The organism is Arthrobacter sp. D2-10 (assembly GCF_054161285.1).
In genome coordinates this window covers 2,388,665-2,409,760 of record NZ_CP096431.1, presented here as the reverse complement: position 1 = coordinate 2,409,760, position 21,096 = coordinate 2,388,665, and the positions used below count along the sequence as shown (strand labels likewise).

The 21,096-nt window shown below is 65.0% G+C and carries 16 protein-coding genes; 11 read left to right on the top strand and 5 right to left on the bottom strand.

The features are described from left to right. Positions 1-107: 107 nt before the first annotated feature. The 8 genes from hemE to hemL all read left to right on the top strand — a co-directional run bounded on the left by hemE (position 108) and on the right by hemL (position 8,737). Entirely contained in the window at positions 108-1,175 is a 1,068-nt protein-coding gene (gene hemE / locus M1D74_RS11190; RefSeq protein WP_458115372.1) for a uroporphyrinogen decarboxylase, read from the top strand. Next, on the top strand, positions 1,172-2,614 hold the full coding sequence (gene hemG, locus M1D74_RS11185) for a protoporphyrinogen oxidase (protein ID WP_309070689.1): 1,443 nt from the start codon (positions 1,172-1,174) through the stop codon (positions 2,612-2,614). The genes hemE and hemG overlap by 4 nt, the downstream gene beginning before the upstream one ends. 87 nt (positions 2,615-2,701) lie before the next feature. Beyond that, a complete protein-coding gene (gene hemQ, locus M1D74_RS11180; protein WP_458115371.1) occupies positions 2,702-3,427 on the top strand; it encodes a hydrogen peroxide-dependent heme synthase in 726 nt (241 codons plus the stop codon). Then, on the top strand, positions 3,424-4,626 hold the full coding sequence (locus M1D74_RS11175; protein WP_458115370.1) for a ferrochelatase: 1,203 nt from the start codon (positions 3,424-3,426) through the stop codon (positions 4,624-4,626). Before hemQ ends, M1D74_RS11175 begins: the two co-directional genes overlap by 4 nt. Continuing rightward, positions 4,623-5,579: a hydroxymethylbilane synthase gene (hemC, locus tag M1D74_RS11170; RefSeq protein WP_309123592.1), complete on the top strand. Its 957-nt coding sequence runs from the start codon at positions 4,623-4,625 to the stop codon at positions 5,577-5,579. The genes M1D74_RS11175 and hemC overlap by 4 nt, the downstream gene beginning before the upstream one ends. Beyond that, complete coding sequence (locus tag M1D74_RS11165) at positions 5,576-6,427, top strand: uroporphyrinogen-III synthase (protein WP_458115369.1); 852 nt, start codon at positions 5,576-5,578, stop codon at positions 6,425-6,427. The genes hemC and M1D74_RS11165 overlap by 4 nt, the downstream gene beginning before the upstream one ends. A 3-nt stretch (positions 6,428-6,430) precedes the next feature. After that, positions 6,431-7,414, top strand: a complete 984-nt coding sequence (hemB, locus tag M1D74_RS11160) for a porphobilinogen synthase (protein ID WP_458115368.1) — start codon at positions 6,431-6,433, stop codon at positions 7,412-7,414. Further along, entirely contained in the window at positions 7,415-8,737 is a 1,323-nt protein-coding gene (hemL, locus tag M1D74_RS11155) for a glutamate-1-semialdehyde 2,1-aminomutase (RefSeq protein ID WP_309070943.1), read from the top strand. A gap of 104 nt (positions 8,738-8,841) precedes the next feature. Here hemL and M1D74_RS11150 read toward each other — a convergent pair whose 3' ends face one another. From M1D74_RS11150 to M1D74_RS11135, 4 genes are all read right to left on the bottom strand, one after another. After that, entirely contained in the window at positions 8,842-9,684 is an 843-nt protein-coding gene (locus M1D74_RS11150; RefSeq protein ID WP_309070942.1) for a MetQ/NlpA family ABC transporter substrate-binding protein, read from the bottom strand. Between the two features lie 127 nt (positions 9,685-9,811). After that, positions 9,812-10,567 carry a methionine ABC transporter permease gene (locus M1D74_RS11145; RefSeq protein ID WP_309123594.1) on the bottom strand — a complete coding sequence of 252 codons (756 nt, stop codon included), beginning with the start codon at positions 10,565-10,567 and terminating at the stop codon, positions 9,812-9,814. After that, positions 10,564-11,544: a methionine ABC transporter ATP-binding protein gene (locus M1D74_RS11140; protein WP_309070940.1), complete on the bottom strand. Its 981-nt coding sequence runs from the start codon at positions 11,542-11,544 to the stop codon at positions 10,564-10,566. The genes M1D74_RS11145 and M1D74_RS11140 overlap by 4 nt, the downstream gene beginning before the upstream one ends. A 311-nt stretch (positions 11,545-11,855) precedes the next feature. Then, positions 11,856-12,542, bottom strand: a complete 687-nt coding sequence (locus M1D74_RS11135) for an exonuclease domain-containing protein (protein WP_458115367.1) — start codon at positions 12,540-12,542, stop codon at positions 11,856-11,858. Between the two features lie 99 nt (positions 12,543-12,641). Here M1D74_RS11135 and M1D74_RS11130 point away from each other — a divergent pair, with 99 nt between their 5' ends. The 3 genes from M1D74_RS11130 to M1D74_RS11120 are packed head-to-tail and all read left to right on the top strand — an operon-like array spanning position 12,642 to position 19,842. Further along, the gene (locus M1D74_RS11130; protein ID WP_309070938.1) at positions 12,642-13,082 is read left to right on the top strand and encodes an MGMT family protein; all 441 of its coding nucleotides are present in this window, start codon (positions 12,642-12,644) and stop codon (positions 13,080-13,082) included. Further along, a complete protein-coding gene (locus tag M1D74_RS11125) occupies positions 13,079-16,363 on the top strand; it encodes an ATP-dependent helicase (RefSeq protein ID WP_458115366.1) in 3,285 nt (1,094 codons plus the stop codon). The genes M1D74_RS11130 and M1D74_RS11125 overlap by 4 nt, the downstream gene beginning before the upstream one ends. After that, entirely contained in the window at positions 16,360-19,842 is a 3,483-nt protein-coding gene (locus tag M1D74_RS11120; RefSeq protein ID WP_458115365.1) for an ATP-dependent helicase, read from the top strand. The genes M1D74_RS11125 and M1D74_RS11120 overlap by 4 nt, the downstream gene beginning before the upstream one ends. On the opposite strand, the gene M1D74_RS11115 is transcribed toward M1D74_RS11120, so the two are convergent. Continuing rightward, positions 19,839-20,981, bottom strand: a complete 1,143-nt coding sequence (locus M1D74_RS11115) for a macrolide 2'-phosphotransferase (protein ID WP_458115364.1) — start codon at positions 20,979-20,981, stop codon at positions 19,839-19,841. The two genes, M1D74_RS11120 and M1D74_RS11115, sit on opposite strands and share 4 nt — an antisense overlap. Positions 20,982-21,096: the final 115 nt, after the last annotated feature.

Below are 21,096 nucleotides of genomic sequence, written 5' to 3'. Positions count from 1 at the left end.
AGTGGGCAAGCGTGCACGGAGGAGAATGTGGGAGCTGTTACCGTGATTTCGGCCACCACCCACGGGTGAAGTTATCCAACCGGGTGGAACTTCGGCAGAATCGACTCATGACCCTCAGCGCAACGCACCCCCTGACTGACGGCACGACGTCACAGTCCCCGCTCATCCAGGCCTATCGTGGCGGCACGCCGTCCCGCCGTCCGGTCTGGTTCATGCGTCAGGCCGGGCGCTCGCTGCCGGAGTACCGTTCGCTCCGTGAGGGTACCGCCATGCTCGACGCGTGTCTGGACCCGGCCATGGCCGCCGAAATCACGCTTCAGCCGGTCCGGCGGCACGATGTCGATGCCGCGATCTTCTTCTCAGACATCGTGATCCCGCTGAAGCTGGCAGGCGTCGATGTGGACATCGTTCCCGGCGTCGGTCCGGTGCTCGGAAGCCCCATCCGCAGCGCAGCGGACGTGGCTTCGCTGCCCGAACTGACAGATGGAGCACTGGAGCCGATCCGCGAAGCGGTATCCCGTACCGTCTCAGAACTGGGCACTACGCCGTTGATCGGTTTCGCTGGGGCACCTTTCACCCTCGCCGCCTACATGGTTGAGGGCAGGCCGTCACGCGACCACCTTGGCCCGCGCACCATGATGCACGCAGACCCGGCCGCCTGGCGTGCCCTCACTGAATGGGCAGCGGACGCATCAGGCAAATTCCTGCGCGCCCAGCTGGAAGCCGGAGCCAGTGCCGGCCAGCTTTTCGATTCGTGGGCCGGATCGCTGGGGCTCAGGGACTACATCGAGCATGTTGCGCCTGCGTCCTCCCGTGCCCTGGACCACGTCCGCGGCCTCGGTGCACCACTCGTGCACTTCGGAACGGGGACCTCGGAGCTGCTCGTAGCCATGCGGGACGTCGGCGTTGACGTCGTCGGGGTCGACTACCGCCTCCCGCTCGACGAGGCGAACAGGCGGCTCGGCGGAACAGTAGCGCTTCAGGGAAACATTGACCCCGCGCTGCTCTCAGCACCGTGGGAGGTACTCGAAGCGCATGTACGGGAAGTTCTCGACGCCGGCTCAGCAGCTCCCGGGCACGTGGTCAATCTCGGTCACGGTGTCCCGCCGGAAGCGGACCCCGACGTGCTGACCCGGGTCGTTTCGCTTATCCACTCGGTGCCGCCCGCCCCATGAGCCGCGAAAAGCAGGTCGAGGCAGGTCCCGGCGTCGTCGTCATCGGAGGCGGTATCGCAGGGCTCTGCGCGGCGCGTGAGCTCGTGGCGGCCGGCCTGCGTGTGACCGTGCTCGAATCGTCGGAGAGGTTCGGCGGGTCAGTGGCCAGCCACGAACTGGCCGGCCTCACGCTCGACGCCGGTGCAGAGTCCTTCTCGACCCGCTCCGACACCGTGCCGGCCCTGGCACGGGAACTGGGCCTTGGGAGCCTGGTCTGCAGTCCCGATCCCGTCGGCGCGTGGTTGCACCTGCCCGGGCCCGAGGGCGGCTCCACCGCCGTCCCGCTTCCGAAATCCGGGCTGCTCGGGATCCCGGCAGATGTACGGGATCCGGACCTGCCGCGGCTGATCGGCCGGGCAGCCAGCGTACGGGCCGGTCTTGACCGCGCCCTGCCCCTGGGCGGACTGCTGAACCAGGATCAGCTCAGTCTGGGAGCGGTTGTGCGGGCACGGATGGGCTCCGAGGTATTGAAGCGGCTGGTGGCTCCCGTCGTCGGGGGTGTTCTCTCTGCCGATCCGGACGATCTCGATGTTGATGCCGCCGTGCCGGGACTGCGGGCGATGATGCGCAAGCACGGGTCACTCGGTGCGGCCGTCGGCGCGATGCGGCAGGCCGCTCCCGCCGGAACTGCCGTTGCCGGTCTGGACGGCGGAATGCACCAGCTCGCCACAGCCCTTATCGAGCGCCTCAGGCAGGACGGCGCGAACCTGCAGGCGCAGCAGGACGTTCGAAGCCTCGTCCGTACCGGCGACGGCTGGACCGTGAACACTCAGAACGGGTCGTTGGCCGCCGACGCCGTCATCGTTGCCACCGGCGGTCCCACCGCGGTTGACCTGCTGGCGCCGACAGTGCCGCGACTGCACGATGACCGGCCGGCGGTGGTGCCCGCAGTGGCGCTGGTGAGCCTGGTGATGGACGTACCCGAACTCGACGCCGCGCCACGCGGGACGGGTGTTCTGGTTGCCCGTGATGTTCCGGATGTCCGGGCGAAGGCCCTTACGCACGCCACAGCCAAATGGTCCTGGCTGGCGGAACGCGCGGGCCCCGGTAACCACGTGGTGCGCCTCTCCTACGGCAGGGGAGCGGACGACGACGACTCGGCGAGGCTCGCTGACGACGACCTGTATGAACTGGCCCTGCGGGACGCTTCGGTGCTGCTCGGCGTGGAAGTCAACCCGACCGACGTCGTCGACTGGGATGTGGTCCGGTGGACCAATGCGCTGCCCCACGCCACGCTGGGCCACAGGGACCGCGTGGCGCGCATCCGGGCTGCCGCCGCGGAGGTAAGTGGTCTGGAGATCACCGGCGCCTGGCTGGCCGGCACCGGCCTGGTGGCGGTAATCGATAACGCTCGGGACCGCGGGGCGGCGCTCGCGCGGCGTCTTCAGCCGGGCCGCTAACGCGGTGAGCCGGGAGGTTGATAAACTTCTACCGGCTGTAGAACCGATCAATTTTTATTTGCCTGTTGACAGGAGCAGACTGGATTCATGAGCGAGAAGGCGGGGCACGACCACGTGCAGAGTACCTCCACCAGCGACACCCTCCAGAGCGGCGACGGGAACGGTGGTTCCGAGTTCTACACTCTCTGGACCGTCTTCAAGCGGTCAGCGGCCGCGCCAGACGACGGCGGTGCGCTCGAATCCGCAGTGTCGGAGCTTGAGGCGGCCGGCGTCGTCGTACGCGGTTTCTACGACGTATCCGCGATGCGCGCCGAAGCCGACATCATGGTCTGGCTCCACGGTCCGAAGCCCGAGGAGCTCCAGGCCGGTGTGCGTACCCTGCGGAGAACCGCAACTCTGGCCGACGCCGAGATCGTCTGGTCGGCCATGGGCGTACACCGGGATGCGGAGTTCTCCAAGAGCCACTCGCCGGCGTTCTCGCGCGGTGTGGCGCCGGAACAATGGGTCTGCGTCTATCCCTTTGTCCGCTCGTACGACTGGTACATCCTGCCCAGCGAGGAACGCCGGGAAATGCTGTACGACCACGGCATGAAGGGACGCCAGTACCCGCAGGTCATCTCCAACACGGTGTCCTCCTTCGCGCTCGGCGACTGGGAATGGATCCTCGCTCTTGAGGCTCCCGAACTGGTCGATCTGGTTGACCTCATGCGGCATCTTCGGGAGACCGAGGCACGCCGTCATGTCCGCGAGGAAGTTCCGTTCTACACAGGCCGGCGGATCAACGCCAAGGAAGTAGCAGAGGTACTCCGATGAGCACGCACACCTTCCACCCCCTCGAGGGCGTCGACGAGGACGGCCGGATGGCGCCGAAGAAGTACGACGCGATCGTGCTGGCCTCCTTCGGTGGCCCCGAGGGTCAGGAAGACGTCATTCCGTTCCTGCGCAACGTCACCCGCGGCCGCGGTATCCCGGATGAGCGTCTCGAAGAGGTCTCGCATCACTACCGCGCGTTCGGCGGGATCAGTCCGATCAACCAGCAGAACCGTGAGCTGAAGGCCGCAATGGAGGCCGAGCTGGCCCGCCGGGGCATCGACCTGCCGGTGCTGTGGGGAAACCGGAACTGGGCGCCCTTCATCGCTGACACCCTGAAAGAGGCGTACGACGCCGGTCACCGCCGAATCCTGGCCGTCACCACGAGTGCGTATTCCTGCTACTCCAGCTGCCGGCAGTACCGGGAAGATCTCGGCATGGCGCTGGTGGAGACCGGCTTGGCCGGACAGCTCGAGGTGGACAAGGTGCGCCAGTACTTCGACCACCCGGGCTTCGTCGAGCCGTTCGTCGAGGGCGTCAGCAAGGGGCTGAAGTCAGTGCGTGAGCGCCTCGCTGCCGCAGGCGAGGCCGACGCACCCGTGCACATCATGTTCGCGACTCACTCAATTCCCATGACCGACGCCGAGGCCGCCGGTCCCCGTGACGCGGACGGAGGACCCCTCCTCGAGGACGGCGCCTACGTTGCCCAGCACCTGGCCACGGCGCAGTCCGTTCTGGATCGCGTGCCGGAAGCAGCCGGCGCCGAGTGGTCGCTGGTCTACCAGTCACGTTCCGGCGCTCCCCACGTTCCCTGGCTCGAGCCGGACATCAACGATGCCCTCGGTGACCTCGCGGCGACCGGCGCGAAGGGCGTGGTCATCGTCCCGCTCGGGTTCGTCAGTGACCACATGGAGGTGGTCTGGGACCTCGACACTGAAGCCATGGAAACGTGTGCCGAACTCGGACTGGTGGCAGAACGAGTCCCCACGCCGGGAACGCACGCCAAGTTCGTTGCCGGGCTGATCGACCTCGTCAGCGAGCGGACTGCGGACAACACCATTGTCGAACGTCCCGCCACCACGGATCTGGGCCCCTGGTACGACGTCTGCCGTCCCAACTGCTGTGCCAACCGGCGCGGAGAGAAACCGACCGTCGCGGGTGCCGACTCAACGGTGGGGCTTCCGGAAACAGAACAGGCATGACTCAAGCCGTACGGGTCGGAACCCGGGCCAGCGCCCTGGCACTGACGCAGACCACGACCGTCGCCGAAGCCCTCTCCGGCCTTGGCGGGTTCGACTACGAGCTTGTCCGGGTCAGCACAACAGGTGACGTCAACCGCGCGTCGCTGTCGCAGATAGGCGGCACAGGGGTGTTCGTGGCTGCTCTGCGGGAGGCACTGCTGGATGACAGCTGCGACGTCGCGGTTCACTCGCTGAAGGATCTTCCAACCGGCGACGCGGAGGGGCTCACGGTGGGAGCTGTGCCGGAACGCGCGGACATCCGCGACGCGCTCTGTGCGCGTGACGGGCTGACACTCGCCGAGCTGCCGCCAGGTGCCAGCGTAGGCACGGGCTCGCCTCGCCGTGCCGCGCAGCTGCGCGCTGCACGACCAGACCTCTCGGTCATCGACATCCGCGGCAACGTCGATACGCGACTCGGGCGGGTGGCTGGTCTGGTGGACGGGGGACCGGGTGACCTCGACGCCGTCGTGCTGGCAGCAGCTGGTCTTTCGAGGCTGGGTCGTGAGAATCTCATCACCGAGTACCTGGACCCCGCGCTCATGCTTCCGGCTCCTGGCCAGGGAGCCCTGGCTGTCGAGTGCCGGACCGGTGACGCCGGAGCTTCTGCCTTTGCCGAGGCTCTCCGGCAGTATGACCACATGCCTACCCGGCTGGCGGTCACCGCTGAGCGTGCCGTCCTGCGCCGGCTGGAGGCGGGCTGCACCGCCCCCATCGGAGCTCATGCTGCCGTGGACACAGGTGTCCTGACCCTTGAGGCAGTGGTGTGCAGTGCGGACGGCAGCAGGCTGCTGCGGCGGACACAGACGACGACGGCACTCACCGTGGAGGGGGCGGCCGCCGTCGGCGTCGTCCTCGCCGAGGAGCTCCTTGCCCACGGGGCAGCGGAGATTGCCGAGCTGACTCCAGGTTCATGACCGTCGGCTCATCGGTCGGCAGCCTGTCCGGGCTCACCGTAGCTTTGCTGCGCAGTCCGGACCGGGGAGCTGCGATGTCGTCTGAGCTTGTCCGGCGGGGAGCCGAGACGTTGCTGGTTCCCCTGGTGGACTGGGAGCTGCCCGCGGACACGAGCGAGCTGGACCGGCTTCTCGACGCGGCGCCCACGTACGACTGGATGGTGATAACCAGCGTGACCACAGTGCGTGCCCTTGCCCACCGGGCTGAAGCCCGACGGCTGTCACTGGCATCGCTTGTGGGTTCCGCCAGGGTCGCCGCGGTTGGCACCGCTTCCCGGGACGCCCTGGTGGAAAGAGGAGTGCGGGTCCATCTGGTTCCTTCCGAGGACCAATCCGCGGAGGGGCTCCTGGCCGCCTTGCCCGCGGAGCCTGCGCGGGCGCTGCTCCCGCAGTCTGACCTTGCTGCCGACACCCTGGAGAAGGGGCTGACCGGGCGCGGCTGGACCGTCGATGCAGTCACTGCCTATTGCACCGTGGATCATCCAGCAGCCGCGGAGCGGCGGCTGAGCGGACCCGCTGAGATCGCTGCCCACGCCGCTCGAACGGTGACGCGGGAGGAGCTGTCGGAGGGGATACTGCACGGGACGATTGACGCCGTCGTGCTTACCTCGCCCAGCATCGCCGGGCGCCTGCATGCCATGATGGGAACCCTGCCCGAGACCGTGATGACAGTCGCGATCGGGCGACGGACGGAGCGGGACGCCTCCGCCCTCGGACTAAGGATCGACGCAACAGCCGCGTCCCCCAGCCCAACAGGAATCGCAGATGCGGTGAGCAACGCCGTCGTCAATCATCGGAAGAGGACCTGACCCATGAGCTTCCCTCAGCACCGGCCACGCCGACTTCGCTCGACCCCGGCTATCCGCCGGCTCACCGCTGAGAACCGTCTCAGCCCGTCTGAGCTGATTCTGCCCGCCTTCATCCGGGAGGGCCTGAGTGAGCCTGCCGCTATCAGCTCGATGCCCGGCGTCGTCCAGCACACCACCGACACACTGAAGCGCGCCGCCGTCGAAGCTGCGGATCTCGGCGTCGGAGGCATCATGCTCTTCGGTATACCGGCCCAGCGTGATGCCACCGGCAGCGCCGGTCTCGACCCCCACGGCGTCCTGAACCGGGCTATCGCTGATGTGCGCTCGGAGGTGGGGGATGCCCTCGTCGTGATGAGCGACGTCTGCCTGGATGAATTCACCGATCACGGGCACTGCGGCGTATTGGATGCCGATGGTGCTGTGGACAATGATGCCACGCTGGACCTCTACGCACAGATGGCCGTTGTACAGGCTGAGGCAGGTGCCCACGTCCTTGGACCCTCAGGCATGATGGACGGCCAGGTAGGAGTCATCCGCCAGGCCCTCGACGCAGCCGGTCATCAGGAGACCGCCGTCCTGGCTTACGCCGCCAAGTACGCATCGGCTTTCTACGGCCCGTTCCGGGAAGCGGTGGACTCGCAGCTGACCGGCGACCGCCGGACCTACCAGATGGACGCGGCCAACCGCCGGGAGGCCCTCGTCGAGGTCAAGCTCGATCTTGAGGAAGGTGCCGACATGGTGATGGTGAAGCCGGCCATGAGTTACCTCGATATCGTGGCGGATGTCGCCGCGATGTCGCCCGTCCCGGTTGCGGCCTACCAGATCTCGGGAGAGTACGCCATGATCGAGGCGGCCGCTGCGAACGGCTGGATCGACCGGCGTCGTTCCATCGAGGAATCAGTGCTGGGAATCAAGCGTGCCGGCGCGCAGATCATCCTCACGTACTGGGCAACTGAACTGGCCACCTGGCTGAAGGAGAGCAAGTAAATGACACAGTCCGAAGACCTGTTTGCGCGCGCACAGACCCTGATGCCCGGTGGGGTGAACTCGCCGGTGCGGGCCTTCGGCTCGGTCGGCGGCACGCCGAGATTCCTGGTGTCTGCGCAGCGGGCGTATGTGACGGACGCCGACGGCCGCGAGTACGTTGACCTCGTCTGCTCCTGGGGCCCGGCGCTCCTTGGACACGCCCATCCGGCCGTGCTCGAGGCCGTTCACCGTGCCGCGGACAGGGGACTGTCCTTCGGCGCTTCGACCCCGGCTGAAGCCGACCTGGCGCAGTTGGTCCGCGAGCGGGTGTCCGCCGTCGAACGCATCCGGATGGTCTCGACCGGGACCGAAGCCACCATGACGGCAGTGCGCCTGGCGCGCGGCTACACGGGCCGGAACCTCATCGTGAAGTTCGCGGGCTGCTACCACGGTCACCTTGACGGGCTCCTCGCCGCAGCCGGATCGGGAGTGGCAACTCTTGCCCTTCCCGGATCTGCAGGGGTCACGGATGCCACAGCTGCCGAAACACTGGTACTGCCGTACAACGACGTTGCAGCAGTCGAAGCGGCGTTCGCTGAGCACGGTGGATCGATCGCCGCAGTCATCACCGAAGCGGCTCCCGCGAACATGGGCGTGGTCGAACCGGCCCCCGGTTTCAATGCGGCGCTGTCGCGTATCACCGCCGAGCACGGGGCACTGCTGATCGTGGATGAAGTTTTAACGGGATTCCGTGTGGGTCCCGGCGGCTACTGGGGGCTAACCGGCAAGGATGAAGGCTGGGCTCCGGATCTCTTGACCTTCGGCAAGGTCATTGGCGGCGGGCTTCCGGCGGCAGCACTTGGCGGCCGCGCGGACGTCATGGAATATCTGGCGCCTTTGGGGCCGGTCTACCAGGCCGGAACCCTTTCGGGGAACCCGCTCGCCATGGCTGCGGGTGTCGCCCAGCTGACCCACGCCACTGACGAGGTGTACCGCACGATCGATGCCCGTTCGCTGGAGCTGTCCGCGGCTGTGTCGGAGGAGCTCACGCGGGCCGGCGTCGATCATTCTGTCCAGCGGGCGGGAAACCTGTTCAGCATTGCTTTCGGCACCTCGGAGCGCGGCGTACGCAACTATGCTGACGCCCAGGCACAGGAGACTTTCCGCTACGCGCCGTTCTTCCACTCAATGCTGGACTCCGGGGTTTACCTGCCGCCGTCTGTCTTTGAGGCCTGGTTCCTCTCCTCGGCCCACGACGACGCCGCCATGGAACGCATTGTGGCCGCATTGCCCGCAGCCGCTCGGGCTGCAGCCGCCGCGGGCGCTACGCCGTCGGGAGTATAGGTCGGCATCCGTCCGGAACGTCCTGGAACAGTAATGGCCGGCGGACCCGTGAGGGTACGCCGGCCATTCTTCTGTGTACATCTTTGCGGATTACCGCGGGCGGCTTAGAAGCCGGGGGCTACGTCCCCGTTCGGCCAGGTCTCCTCGATGTACTGCTTCACCTCGGGGGAGTGCAGCAGTTCCTCAAGCTTGGCGATCCGCGCATCACCCTCGGAGGATGCGTTCCATGCCAGGAAGTTGGCGTACGGGTTGTTCTCGACGGACTCGACAATCAGGGCGTCCTCAGTGCTGAGGCCGGCATCCAGGATGTAGTTGCCGTTGATGATTGCAACGTCCACGGTGGGGTCCTGCAGGTCGTTGAGCAACAGTTCGGGCTGGTTCTCCACGAACTCGAGACCCTTCGGGTTCTGCTCTTCAGTCAGGGACAGCACCGAAGCGTCGGCCTCAATGTTCTCGAGCAGGCCTGCTTCCTGGAGCAGCGTCAGTGCGCGCGCCTGGTTCGAGGGGTCGTTTGTGATCGCTACGCGACCGCCGTCGGGTACTGCTGAGACGTCGTCGTGCTTCTCGGAGAACGCAGCATAAGGCTCGATGTGGACGCCCTCACCGTGCGCGAACTCGTAGCCCTGGCTTTCAACCTGGCTCTCGTAGTAGGGCAGGTGCTGGAAGTAGTTAGCATCCAGGTCGCCCTCGCTCAGCGCGATGTTCGGCGTGGTGTAGTCGTCGAACTCCTGAATTTCGAGTTCGATACCGCTTCCCTCGGCGAGGTTGTCGCGGACAAATTCGAGGATCTGGGCATGGGGTACGGGGCTTGCACCGACGGTGACCGTGGCCGGACTGGCGGGGTCGAGGGTTTCAACGGCGGCGGGAGCGCTGTCGCCCGCACCGCATGCTGAGAGGGTGAGAAGTGTGGCCAGCCCGGCGGCTGCCAGCGAGAACTGCTTACGCATGGTGATGTGCGTTCCTTTCTTTGGACCGGCGGTCGGGTGGGACCGTGGACGCCGGGAGGATGACGGCTGGCGGCTACCGGCCGTCGTCGGCCCCGCCTGGCGGGCGGAGCAAGTTGGGGGAGCGCCTTCAGACGCCGATCACGTTGTTGGCTGCTTCCTGACGACGGTTCCGCCTGCTGCGGCGGGCACCTGCCGTGGCGGCAGTCCGGTGGTCCACACGCTGAGCGAGGCGGTCGCCGATCAACTGGATGATCTGCACGATGGCGACGATGATCACGATGATGACCACCATGACCGTAGTGTCGAACCGCTGGAGTCCGTAGTTATACGCGAGCCGGCCCAGGCCTCCACCACCGATGATTCCGGCCATTGCCGAGTATCCGACAAGGGTGACAAGCGTGGTGGTGAACGCCGCGATGAGCGACGGGAGAGCTTCGGCGATCATGACCTTGGTGATCACCTGGAGACGAGTCGATCCCATAACCAGTGCAGCATCAATTTTTCCGGACGACACATCACGCAGGCTGGTCTCGACGAGGCGGGCGAAGAACGGGATGGCGCCGATGCTCAGGGATACGGAAGCTGCGACTGGACCGATGGAGGAACCGGTCAGGAACCGGGCGAGCGGGATCAGGGACACCATCAGGATGGCGAAGGGAATGGACCGGGTGATGTTGACGACGACGTCGCTCACAATGCGGTTGGTCACGGGCATCGGCCGGAGCCCGCCGGGGCTGCTGGTATGCAGGAAGATTCCCAGCGGGAGACCGATAAGCAGAGTGAAGAATCCCGAGATGCCGATCATCTGAAGCGTGGCGAGGAACTCCTCAGGAAGCGCCTGGGTGATTCCGGGATTTTTGAAAAGGCTGTCGAGGAAATTCACGCTGCCACCTCCACATGTACGCCGGCACCCTCAAGGTAGGCGGTGATCTCGCTGAGCGGCACGGGAGAGTCAACCTCTACCCGGAGTCGGCCGAAACGTGACCCTGCCAGAGTTTCCACGGTTCCTGCGATGACGTTCACATTGGCGTCGAACCGCCGGGTCAACTCCGACAGGATCGGTGCTGAGGCCGTCTCACCGACAAGCAGCAGATCAAGCTCGGGCAGGGTCGCATCGAGAGAGCTTGAGGGCAACGGCATCAGGGACTTCCCCAGGGAGCCGGAGCGGTCGCCCACAACTTCGTGAAGGGGTCCGTGCTCGATGATTCGGCCGCGCTCAAGAAGCGAGACCGAGTCGCAGATCCGCTTTACGACGTGCATCTCATGCGTGATGACCAGAACGGTCAAATTCAGGGTACGGGTCAGGTTCCTGATGAGCGTCAGGATGTCCTCGGTGGTCGCGGGATCAAGCGCCGAGGTCGGTTCGTCGCACAGCAGCACATCCGGATCCGAAGCCAGAGCGCGGGCAATGCCCACCCGCTGCTTCTGACCGCCCGAAAGCTGGGACGGATAGGCATCAGCGAACTCGGTGAGGCCAACAAGGCCAAGGAGTTCGTCGACCTTGCGGCTGATCTCGGATTTCGGGGTCTTTACAAGCTCGAGCGGATGAGCGACGTTCTGCGCTGCAGTCCGGGAATCCATCAGGTTGGCGTGCTGGAAGACCATGCCGATCCGGCGACGGGCTGTGCGGATCTCAGAATCCTTGACGCTGGTCAGTTCGCGACCATCAATGACGACGGATCCCGAGGTTGGGCGGTCGAGGAGTGTCAGGCAACGGACAAGCGTTGACTTGCCGGCCCCGGAGTGTCCGACGATTCCGTGGATGGAACCTTTCGGTACTGCGAGGGTGACGTCGTCCAGTGCTGTAACGGTTCGCTCACCCTGGCGGTAGGTTTTGCGCAGGTTGGTGACTGTGATCATTCGTCCTCATGCTGTCTGGGAGTTCACAGGATCTCTGTGAACTCCGCTACTCCGCGAGCAGGAAAGCGGCATCCTTCAGGGCGTCGTTCGGGAGTGTGATGGGTCCTCAGCCGGCCGGAATTCGGCGCGGATGGACGCAGAGTAATGCCAAGCAAGTATGGCACGGTCGAAAGATCCGACTGAAATTTAGTGCGGGGGATCACGTCGCCGGCTATGAAGAAGTAGTATCCCGGGGCGGGGTCGAATAATCTTCGATCTGATGGACGAGCGGCACCTACTTGGGGTCGTTGCTGCGTGACCTGCCTGTAGATTCAGCACGCAATTGCAGGCCATCCGCCCTCGACCACCGCTGCTGGGTCACTGCGGCGTAGATATTCCTGGAAACTTTCAGCCTGGCGACGAGCCCAGGTCACCTGGAATCCATGCAGGTCGGGCGCCGGCTTTTGAAGCTGATGGAACCGGTCTGCAAGCACTGCACCGACGCCGAGTGTGGCCAGGACGTCAGCTGCGGAGGTATGCGCGTTCTCAAGGGGGACGCCGTAATGGGCGCATGTCGCGCTGAGCGTTCGTTTCCCGCGGCGGTAACGGTCCGCGTACTTGTCCATGACATAGGGATCCAGCACAGGGAATGGGTTGGGCGTGAAGACGTTATGCCTGGAACCTTCGCTGGCGAGGACCGTGAAGTCATAGCGGGCGTTGAACGCCAGGACGGGAATGCTCCTCCGAAAGTAGCAACGCAACACTTCGGCTACCTCGTGCACTACCTGCGCGGCAGGTGCTCCCTGTTCTCTTGCGGTGCTGGTGGAGATCCCGTGGATGGATGTTGCCTCACTGGGGATGTCCACGCCTGGATCGGCAAGCCACTCGTGGTGGTGCAGGACTTCTCCCTGCCCGTCGACGAGGATGATCGAGGCGGTGACGATGCGCGCAGTGAGCGGATCGCGGCCGGTGGTTTCAAGGTCAAAAGCCGCCCTGGGATGCATGTGCCAGCTGTTCATGGCCCAGACGGTATCCGCCGGGTATGACAATCTTGTTCGCCGACGCCGCGCCGGCGACCCGACATCGTTCCCCTCCAGGGCTTTCGGTACTGTGGTTCGGTGCGCGGCAGAGGTCTGGACTATGAAGAGGCGGTCCTGGACATCGTCAAGCTCATTCCCTCCGGGAAAGTTCTGACGTATGGCGACATAGCGGAGGTCCTCGAAACTGGCGGACCGCGTCAGGTGGGAGCAGTCATGTCCCGGGGCCCCGTCGACGTGCCGTGGTGGCGGGTTCTGAGCGCCGACGGCAGGCCGCCCCAGAGACTGGAGACCGCCGCCGTCGAGCACTATCTAAGAGAATCCACCGCTTTGCGGAAGGTTGCAGGCAGGGGGAGCAGGTCCGGAGCCGGGTACCGCGTGAACCTGGCCGTGGCCCGCTGGAACCCGACTCCTGACGAAGAGGACGCGTTGCAGCGCGTGCGCGCGTCTCTGGAATGCGTTCCCGGGCGCGGAGATCGCTCGTTCGGATTGTCGGAGGCGGATGATGGTGTGGAGCCATGAGTAGTAGTTCCTTTCGGGACACGGCACCCACGCCGTCCATAGTCAGTCTGAGGTCGCCTTCGGGTGCGGCTCAGCTCTTACAGCGGCCCCGCCTCGACCCGGAACAACGGGAAGTGTTGGGTCTCGGGGCAGGGGTAGGTCCGGTACTGGTTCTCGGCGGTCCGGGCACAGGCAAGACCGAAGTCCTGATCGAGACAGCGGTCAGCAGAATTACGGATGGTGAGGTGGATCCGGGCCGGGTCCTGATTCTGGCCCCCACCCGGCTGGCAGCAGCACGCCTTCGTGATGACGTGACGGCACGGCTGCACCGCAGCATCAGTGCGCCTCCCGCCCGGACCTGGTCGTCCTATGCCTTCGACCTCATCCGCCGGGCCCGTGTGGCAGGCCTTCTGCCTGAGCTGACACGCTCCCCGCGGCTTTTATCGGGCGCGGAACAGGACCTCATCATCAAGGAGCTCCTCGAGGGACACCGCAGGCTTGGATTGCTCGATGCCCTCTGGCCGGAGGGACTACGTCAGGCACTGGGGACGAGGGGATTCCGTCAGGAGGTGAGGCAACTCTTTGACAGGGTCAGTGAGTACAGCCTGCATGCGGATGAACTGGCAGAGCTTGGGCGCAGGTTTGATCGCCCCGACTGGGTGTCCGCAGCCGCGCTGTACAGCGAGTACCGGGATGTTCTGGACCTCAGAATGCCGGAAGCGTTCGATCCCGCGGGAATCCTCACGGCAGCCCGCGGCATCCTCGAAACAAACCCGGACTTCTTGAGCGAAGAACGGGACAAGTACGCGCTGATCCTGATTGATGATTATCAGGAGTCGAACACGGCAGTGCACGCGTTGTGCGGAGTGCTGGCAGAAGGAAAGGATTGCCTGATCTCGGCATGCCCGGACACCGCAGTGCAGGGATTCCGCGGCGCACGCCCCGAACTGGCAGCACGTCTCCCAGAGATTCTGGGGCAGGTGCACACTGTCCAACTGACCGGTTCGCACCGTCTAGCGGGTGCGCTCGCCGAGAGATGGGCCGCCATCGCGGCAAGGACACCGGTGAGCGGGACACCGGTGGGATACCGACGGCTGACCGTGCCGGAAATGGGCCCCGACGCCCAGTCCCAGTCCTCCGGGCATGGCGTCGTGTCGGTGCATGTGGTCGATTCCGGATATCACGAGCAGCGCTACGTCGCACAGCGGATCCTGGAAGCCCATGTCGAGCAGGGCAGAAGCTTTGACGAGATCGCCGTCATCACAAGAACCGGCGCACAGGTGTCCGAACTGCAACGGTATCTCGCGGGGCAGGACATACCGGTGAGCGTTCCACCGGCTGAACGAGCCATCCGCGATGAACCCGCTGTGCGCCCACTACTGGAAATCCTCAGCGTGGTCACGGGCGCTCAGGAACTGGACGCCGAGTTGGCCGTTTCGATCATGACCTCCCGGATCGGCGGCGTCGGTGCCCTGGAGATCCGTAGGCTGCGCCAGCTGCTGAGGCAGGAGGAACGGTTGACCGGGGGAGAGCGGGACTCCGATCAACTGATCGTCGATCTACTGGCTCAACCGCACATTGACGACCCCCGCCCGCAGTTCCGGCCCGCCCGTCGGCTGCACTCGATGGTGAGTGCGGGCCGTGAGGCGTTGCAGGACGAGGCGAGCACGCCCGAAACGGTCCTGTGGTCCGTGTGGTCGGCATCCGGGCTCTCTTCGCGGTGGGAAGAGGCGGCATTGCGGCACGGACCCGCGGCGGCGCGAGCCGACAGGGACCTGGATGCCGTCGTCGCGCTCTTTCAGACCGCTGAACGCTACGTGGACCAGGTACCCGGGGCCCCTGCATCCGGTTTCCTGGAATACCTGCTGAGCCAGGAACTCCCCATGGACACTCTTGCCGCCCGTGCACAGAAGGGTGCAGCTGTGGCAATCATGACCCCGGCCGCAGCAGCTGGACGCCAGTGGCCGGTAGTCATCCTCGCCGGAGTGCAGGAAGGTGTATGGCCGAACCTGAGGATCAGGGGTGAGTTGCTCGGATCGGGGGACCTCGTCGCCCTGCTTGAGCATGGCCGCGAGTTTCGACACCATCGCGACCCGCTTTCACTCATGCAGTTCACCAGAGCGGACGAACTGCGAAGTTTCTCTTCGGCGGTGAGCCGTGCAGCCGAGGAGCTGATCTGTGTAGCCGTTTCCTCGGAAGATCAGCAGCCCTCGTCATTCCTCGAGATTCTCGACCCCCTGCCGTTCGGGATCTACGAACGCCCGCGCACCGAGGTGAAGCGGCCTCTCACCCTTCGGGCGCTGGTTGCCGAACTCCGCAGGTACACCCAGCAGCCTGACCGTGACCCCGACGCTGCCGCTGAAGCAGTGCATCATCTGGGGATGATGATGTTGCACCGTCCCCTTGTCCCGGGCGCAGATCCCGCGCAGTGGTGGGGGTTGGCCGGTCTCTCATCAACCGATCCTGTGGTGCCTCCCGAAGCGGTCATTCCCGTCTCCCCCTCGAAGGTGGAGGCAGTACTCGCTTCGCCGCTGAACTGGTTCGTCTCGGCTGCCGGCGGCGAGCGGCCCACCGACTTCGCCCGTTCTCTCGGAACGCTCGTCCATTCGATTGCCCAGGACATGCCGGATGCCACCGGTAATCAGTATGCTGCGGAACTGGTCCGCCGATGGCCGGCTCTCGGCATGAAGGACACCTGGGAGTCGAAAAGCGACCTGCGGCGTGCCGAGCACATGGTGAGGAAACTTGGAGCCTACCTGGTGGAGATGCGGAAGGCGGACCGTTCCCTGCTACGTGCAGAGGTGGACTTCAGCGTCGATCTAACCGTCCTCGTCAACGGTTCGGAACGTCAGGCCAGGCTCCGCGGTTCTGTAGATCGCCTTGAACTGACACATGACGGACATGTCTTCATCGTGGATCTTAAGACAGGCAAGTCAGCCCCGCCAGATTCCGAGGTCTCCTCCCACCCGCAATTGGCGGCGTACCAGGTCGCTGCGCTGGCCGGGGCTTTCGGTGAGTCGGACCGCCCGTCACATGATCAGCCCGAGGGATCGCGGTCCGTCGGGGGAGCCGCCCTGGTGCATCTCGGCACGAGCGCGAAGGCACCCAAGGTCCAGGACCAGCCAGCTCTGCACCCTGACGATCCCTGGGCACACGAGATGATTGAGCAGGCGGCGGGACTGATGTCAGCTGCCGAGTTCGAGGCAGTCCATGATCCTAAACGTTCGGCTTACGGCGGCGGTGCATGCCGTCTCCCGGAGATATGTCCGCTCTGCGTCGAAGGAAGGCAGGTAACCGAATGAGCACCGATACGGCTCATACGGCAGCGGTGCCGCCCAAGCCGGAACAGCACCTCTCTGCGGAATCACTGGCTCGCTTGCTTGCGGGCGGTAATGATGCTGACGTTCACTACCCCACGCCGGAACAAACGCGCATCATTGAGGCGCCGCTGCAGCCGCAGCTGGTCATCGCTGGAGCAGGCTCAGGAAAGACCAAGACCATGGCCGACCGCGTCGTGTGGCTGGTGGCCAATGGATTGGTGCGGCCGGAGCAGATCCTTGGGGTCACGTTCACCCGGAAAGCGGCCGGGGAATTGGCCGCACGCATTCGCCAGCAACTTCACGCCTTGTATCGGGCGCAAGGGGAGGGCGTTTTCGAATCCGGAGAAGACCGGCTGGAACCTACCATCTCCACCTATCACTCCTATGCCAACGGCATCGTTCAGGACTACGGCCTGCGCATAGGAGTGGAACGCGACGCCGTCATGCTTGGCACGGCACAGTCCTGGCAGCTGGCGGGCAGGATCGTCGAGTCCCACCGCGGTCCGTGGGAACACCTTTCCGCAGCAAAGGCTACGCTGACCAACGCAGTCCTGACCATGGCGTCGGAATGTGCGGAGCACCTCGTGGAACCTGCTGCCGTGCGGGCATCGTTGTTGGAACACATCGAATCAATGACTACCCGCCCTTATGAGGCAAACAAACCGAAAGCCTCCACCCAGCGCGCAAAAGACCTCCTGGACAAATTGCGAACGCGAGTTACCGTCACTGAGCTCGTGGAGCGGTATACCCAAGCCAAACAACATGCAGGGCAGCTCGACTACGGCGACCTCGTTTCACTGGCAGCACGTATTGTCAGCGAAGTTCCGCAGGCCGTCGAGGTCGAGCGACAGAAGTACTCGGTCGTCCTCCTTGACGAGTTTCAGGACACCTCGCACGCTCAGATGGTCCTTTTCTCCAGGTTATTCGGTGACGGCAGGTCTGTGACGGCAGTGGGCGACCCGCACCAGTCCATTTACGGTTTCCGGGGCGCTTCAGCAGGGCAACTGGGTACCTTCAGATCGCGCTTCCCGCTGCATACGGACAAAGGGCGGAATCCGGCGCCCATGGTCAACCTCTCGGTGGCATGGCGGAACTCCACGAGCATTCTGGGAGCGGCGAACGCCGTGGCGGCTCCGCTCAACGTTCCGCCTCCTTGGGTTGGTCCGCAGCAGCAGCTTCAGGTGCCCGGGCTGTTGCCCCGGCCCAACGCACCAACCGGAGAGGTTTACCTTGCACGCTATCTCAGCGAGAGCGCCGCCCAGGAGGCCGACCCCTCCGACCCCGATAGCCCGCTCGCCAACGAGGCTGCTGCGCTGACGCGATTCATCCAGGCAAAACGCCGCCAGTTTTTCGACATGGATGAGGACGGGCGGCCGCTGCGGCCGACTATCGCCGTCCTCTGCCGTGGCCGCCGCCAATTCGAACCGCTTCGCCGAGCGCTTCAATCGGCCGGTATACCCGTACAGATCATCGGCCTCGGCGGACTCCTTCGCACACCGGAGGTCATCGAAATTCTCTCGGTTCTCCGGGTCCTCGGCGACCCCGAACGATCCGACGCAATGTTGCGCCTTCTCGCCGGAGCACGCTGGCGTCTGGGCAGCGCGGATCTGATGGCGCTGGGCGACTGGGCCCGTCAGCTCGCCTATGATCGCGACGCCCGTATCCACCGCCTCAAATCCGCCAGCGAGGCGCCGGAGGAGGGCACTTCGGTCAAAGGTCAGGCAGGAGGAGCATCCGAGAGCGAAAGTCATAGCGAGTCTGTTCCGACGCCGACAGAGGACTCGGAGCCGGCCAGCCTTGTGGACGCCGTCGATCATCTACCGCCGGCTGGATGGGTCTCGGGCAGCGGCCGCACTCTCTCACCTGCAGCAAGAGAACGACTCATGCTGCTTCGGGACGAACTCCGCGGGCTCCGTCAGTCAGTCGGAGACGATCTGCATACCCTGATCGGCGAGATAGAACAGACACTCCTGCTCGACATCGAACTCGCAGCGAAACCGGGGGTGAGCGTCCACGAGGCACGACGAAACCTGGACGCCTTCGCTGACGCCGTCAGCAGTTTTGTTTCGACCTCGGATCGTATCGACCTGCCCGCCTTTCTCGCCTGGCTGGAGGCGGCCGACGCGGAAGAAGACGGACTGCCGGTAACGGCCCTGGAGACCAGCAGGGAAGCGGTTCAACTCCTCACGGTTCACGCGTCCAAAGGTTTGGAATGGGACGTTGTACTGGTGCCGGGCATGAACGAGGGTTCCTTTCCCAGCGGTACAGGCTCGCGCTGGAGCTCAGGGGACTCATCTGTTCCGTGGCCGCTGCGCGGTGATGCTCCTGAACTGCCGCAGTGGGACTGGGACCAGCCCGACCAGAAGTCATGGCTCGAGAGCGAGAAGCTCTTTGCCGAAGACGCCCTCACCCACAGCGAACGGGAGGAAAGGCGGCTTGCTTACGTGGCCCTCACCAGGGCACGCCATGTCCTGTTCTGTTCCGCCTCGGCATGGGGAGGCGGAAGATCCAAGCCGACGGCCCCCAGCCGTTACCTTGAACAGTTGCGGGAGCTTGCGGCTGCCGGTGCACAGGGTTACCGCGAACTCGCTTGGATCGAAGATACCGCGGTCGGTGACGAGAACCCGGCGCGCGCCCACAGCGACCGGGCGGTATGGCCCATCGATCCGCTGCGCGAGCGCCGCGACACCGTGGAACAGGCAGCAGCGGCTGTCCGTGCAGCGGCGCATGACCTAGGGTCCGCGGACCACGAGGCACCCACCCGCGAACAACCTGCTCCCGGACGATGGGGTAACGAAGTCCGGAAAGCCCTCGCCCGTCAGCAGAGTAGGGCTGTCCTGGCGCCGGTCGAGCTTCCCACCCATATCTCTGCCTCGCTGATGGTTGAACTAACGGAAGACAGCGCGGCTGTGGCCAGGCGATTGCGACGGCCGGTGCCACGTCGTCCCGGCTCGGCTGCCCGGCGCGGCACTGCCTTCCACGCGTGGATCGAGGAGTTCTACGGCACAACGGGAATGCTCGACCTGGGGGAGTTCCCCGGGGCCGCCGACTCCTTCGTGGAAGAGGGCTTACAACTGGAGGTGCTCACGGACACGTTCAGGAAGTCGCCGTGGGCGGATCGCGTTCCGTATGGCATCGAAGTGCCGGTGGAAACCCGTGTCGAGTCTGTTGTGGTGCGCGGTCGGGTGGACGCGGTCTTCAGGGACGACGACGGCGGCTGGGACCTTATCGACTGGAAGACAGGGCGACCTCCCGCAGCGGGAAGCAGGGAGGCGAAGTCAATTCAGCTGGCCGTCTACCGGCTTGCATGGGCGCGCGTGATGGATGTGCCGCTGGCATCAGTGAGAGCCGCGTTCTACTACGTGGCTGAGGACCTGCTCGTACGGCCGCACGACCTCGCGGACGGCAGAGCGCTTGAAGGCATCATCCGCCGCGCAACAGCCGCAAGCGGGTCCGGCTAGGGTCGGGGCACCACGGGCAGGGCGGATGTTTCCAGGTTTTCCTGGTCCTGCGGCGCTGGAGATTCTGTGCCCGGTGCCTGGTGCGCAGGAGGTTCGGTGTTCGAGGGGCCGGAAACCCGTGTGCTACCCGGGCGGTTATCTGCTTCGATAATGATTCGGGATGTGCCGGAGGGTGTTTCTACATCCTCGGCTGAGTCGTCTTCAGCCGCGGCGGCAACGGCCGCCTCTTCGGCCGCAAGATCAGCAGAAAGCGTGCGCATCATTTCTTCTGCCTCTTCGATCATGTCCTCATCGCCCAGGGCGAGGCCGCGCACCATCCATTGAGCCAGGGCAAACTCTGCAGCGAGTGATGCCCGCCGCAACAGGTGATCATCGGTTGCATCCGTTCGGGCGCCGAGGTAGGCCGCATGTACTTCATCGGAGAAATGCGCGTCCTGTGTCGCCGCCAACCAGGCGAAGTCATCCGCCGGGTCCCCCACCGACAGGTCGGTCCAGCCGGTGACAGCACACACCCGTCCCGCCGCGAGGAGCAGATTGTCTTCGTGGATGTCCCCGTGGATCACGGTGGGATTGAAGCGCCACAGCGAGACGTCTTCCAGCGCATGCTCCCATCGGCGTAACAGGTCTGACGGGATTCTCCCGGTTGTGGCCGCCTGGTCGAGCTCGTTGAGACGCCGCTGCCGCACTTCATTCGCTTCGTACGCGGGCAGGTCCGCTTCACTGACGAGCGTCCGCGGGAGTTCATGGATGGTGGCTATCGACCGGCCGATTTCCCTCGCCAACTCACGACCGCCCGCTGCGAGATCATCGAGGGATCGCGTCGAACCCTCGATGTGCGAGTAGACGAAGGTGCGCAGGTCGCCGATCCGCACCGTGCCCGCGACGTGGGGGACGAGGAATGGAAGCTCCGCCCTCACTCCGGGCGTGAAGGCGCGCAGTACCTGCAGCTCTGTTTCCAGCCGCATGCTCGCCTCGGCATGCCGGGGTGCACGGACGCGCCACTGTTTGCCTGAGCCATCAATCAGAAGGGCCGATTCGAAATCGGCGGGATCATCGGGTGCGCCGGAGACACCCGTCGGGGAGAGACCCGGCACGGCCGCGCTGGCGAGGGCGGCAAGTTCCATTGGCGAGCGTTTCACATCATCCACCGTAAGCGCGCAAGGTCATGTGCCCGAATGTCCCGGACGGCGAGTCGCTGCTCGCCATCACTATTCCTCCAGAAAAGTGCTCCGAATGTCCTTTTGGGGGTGCGGG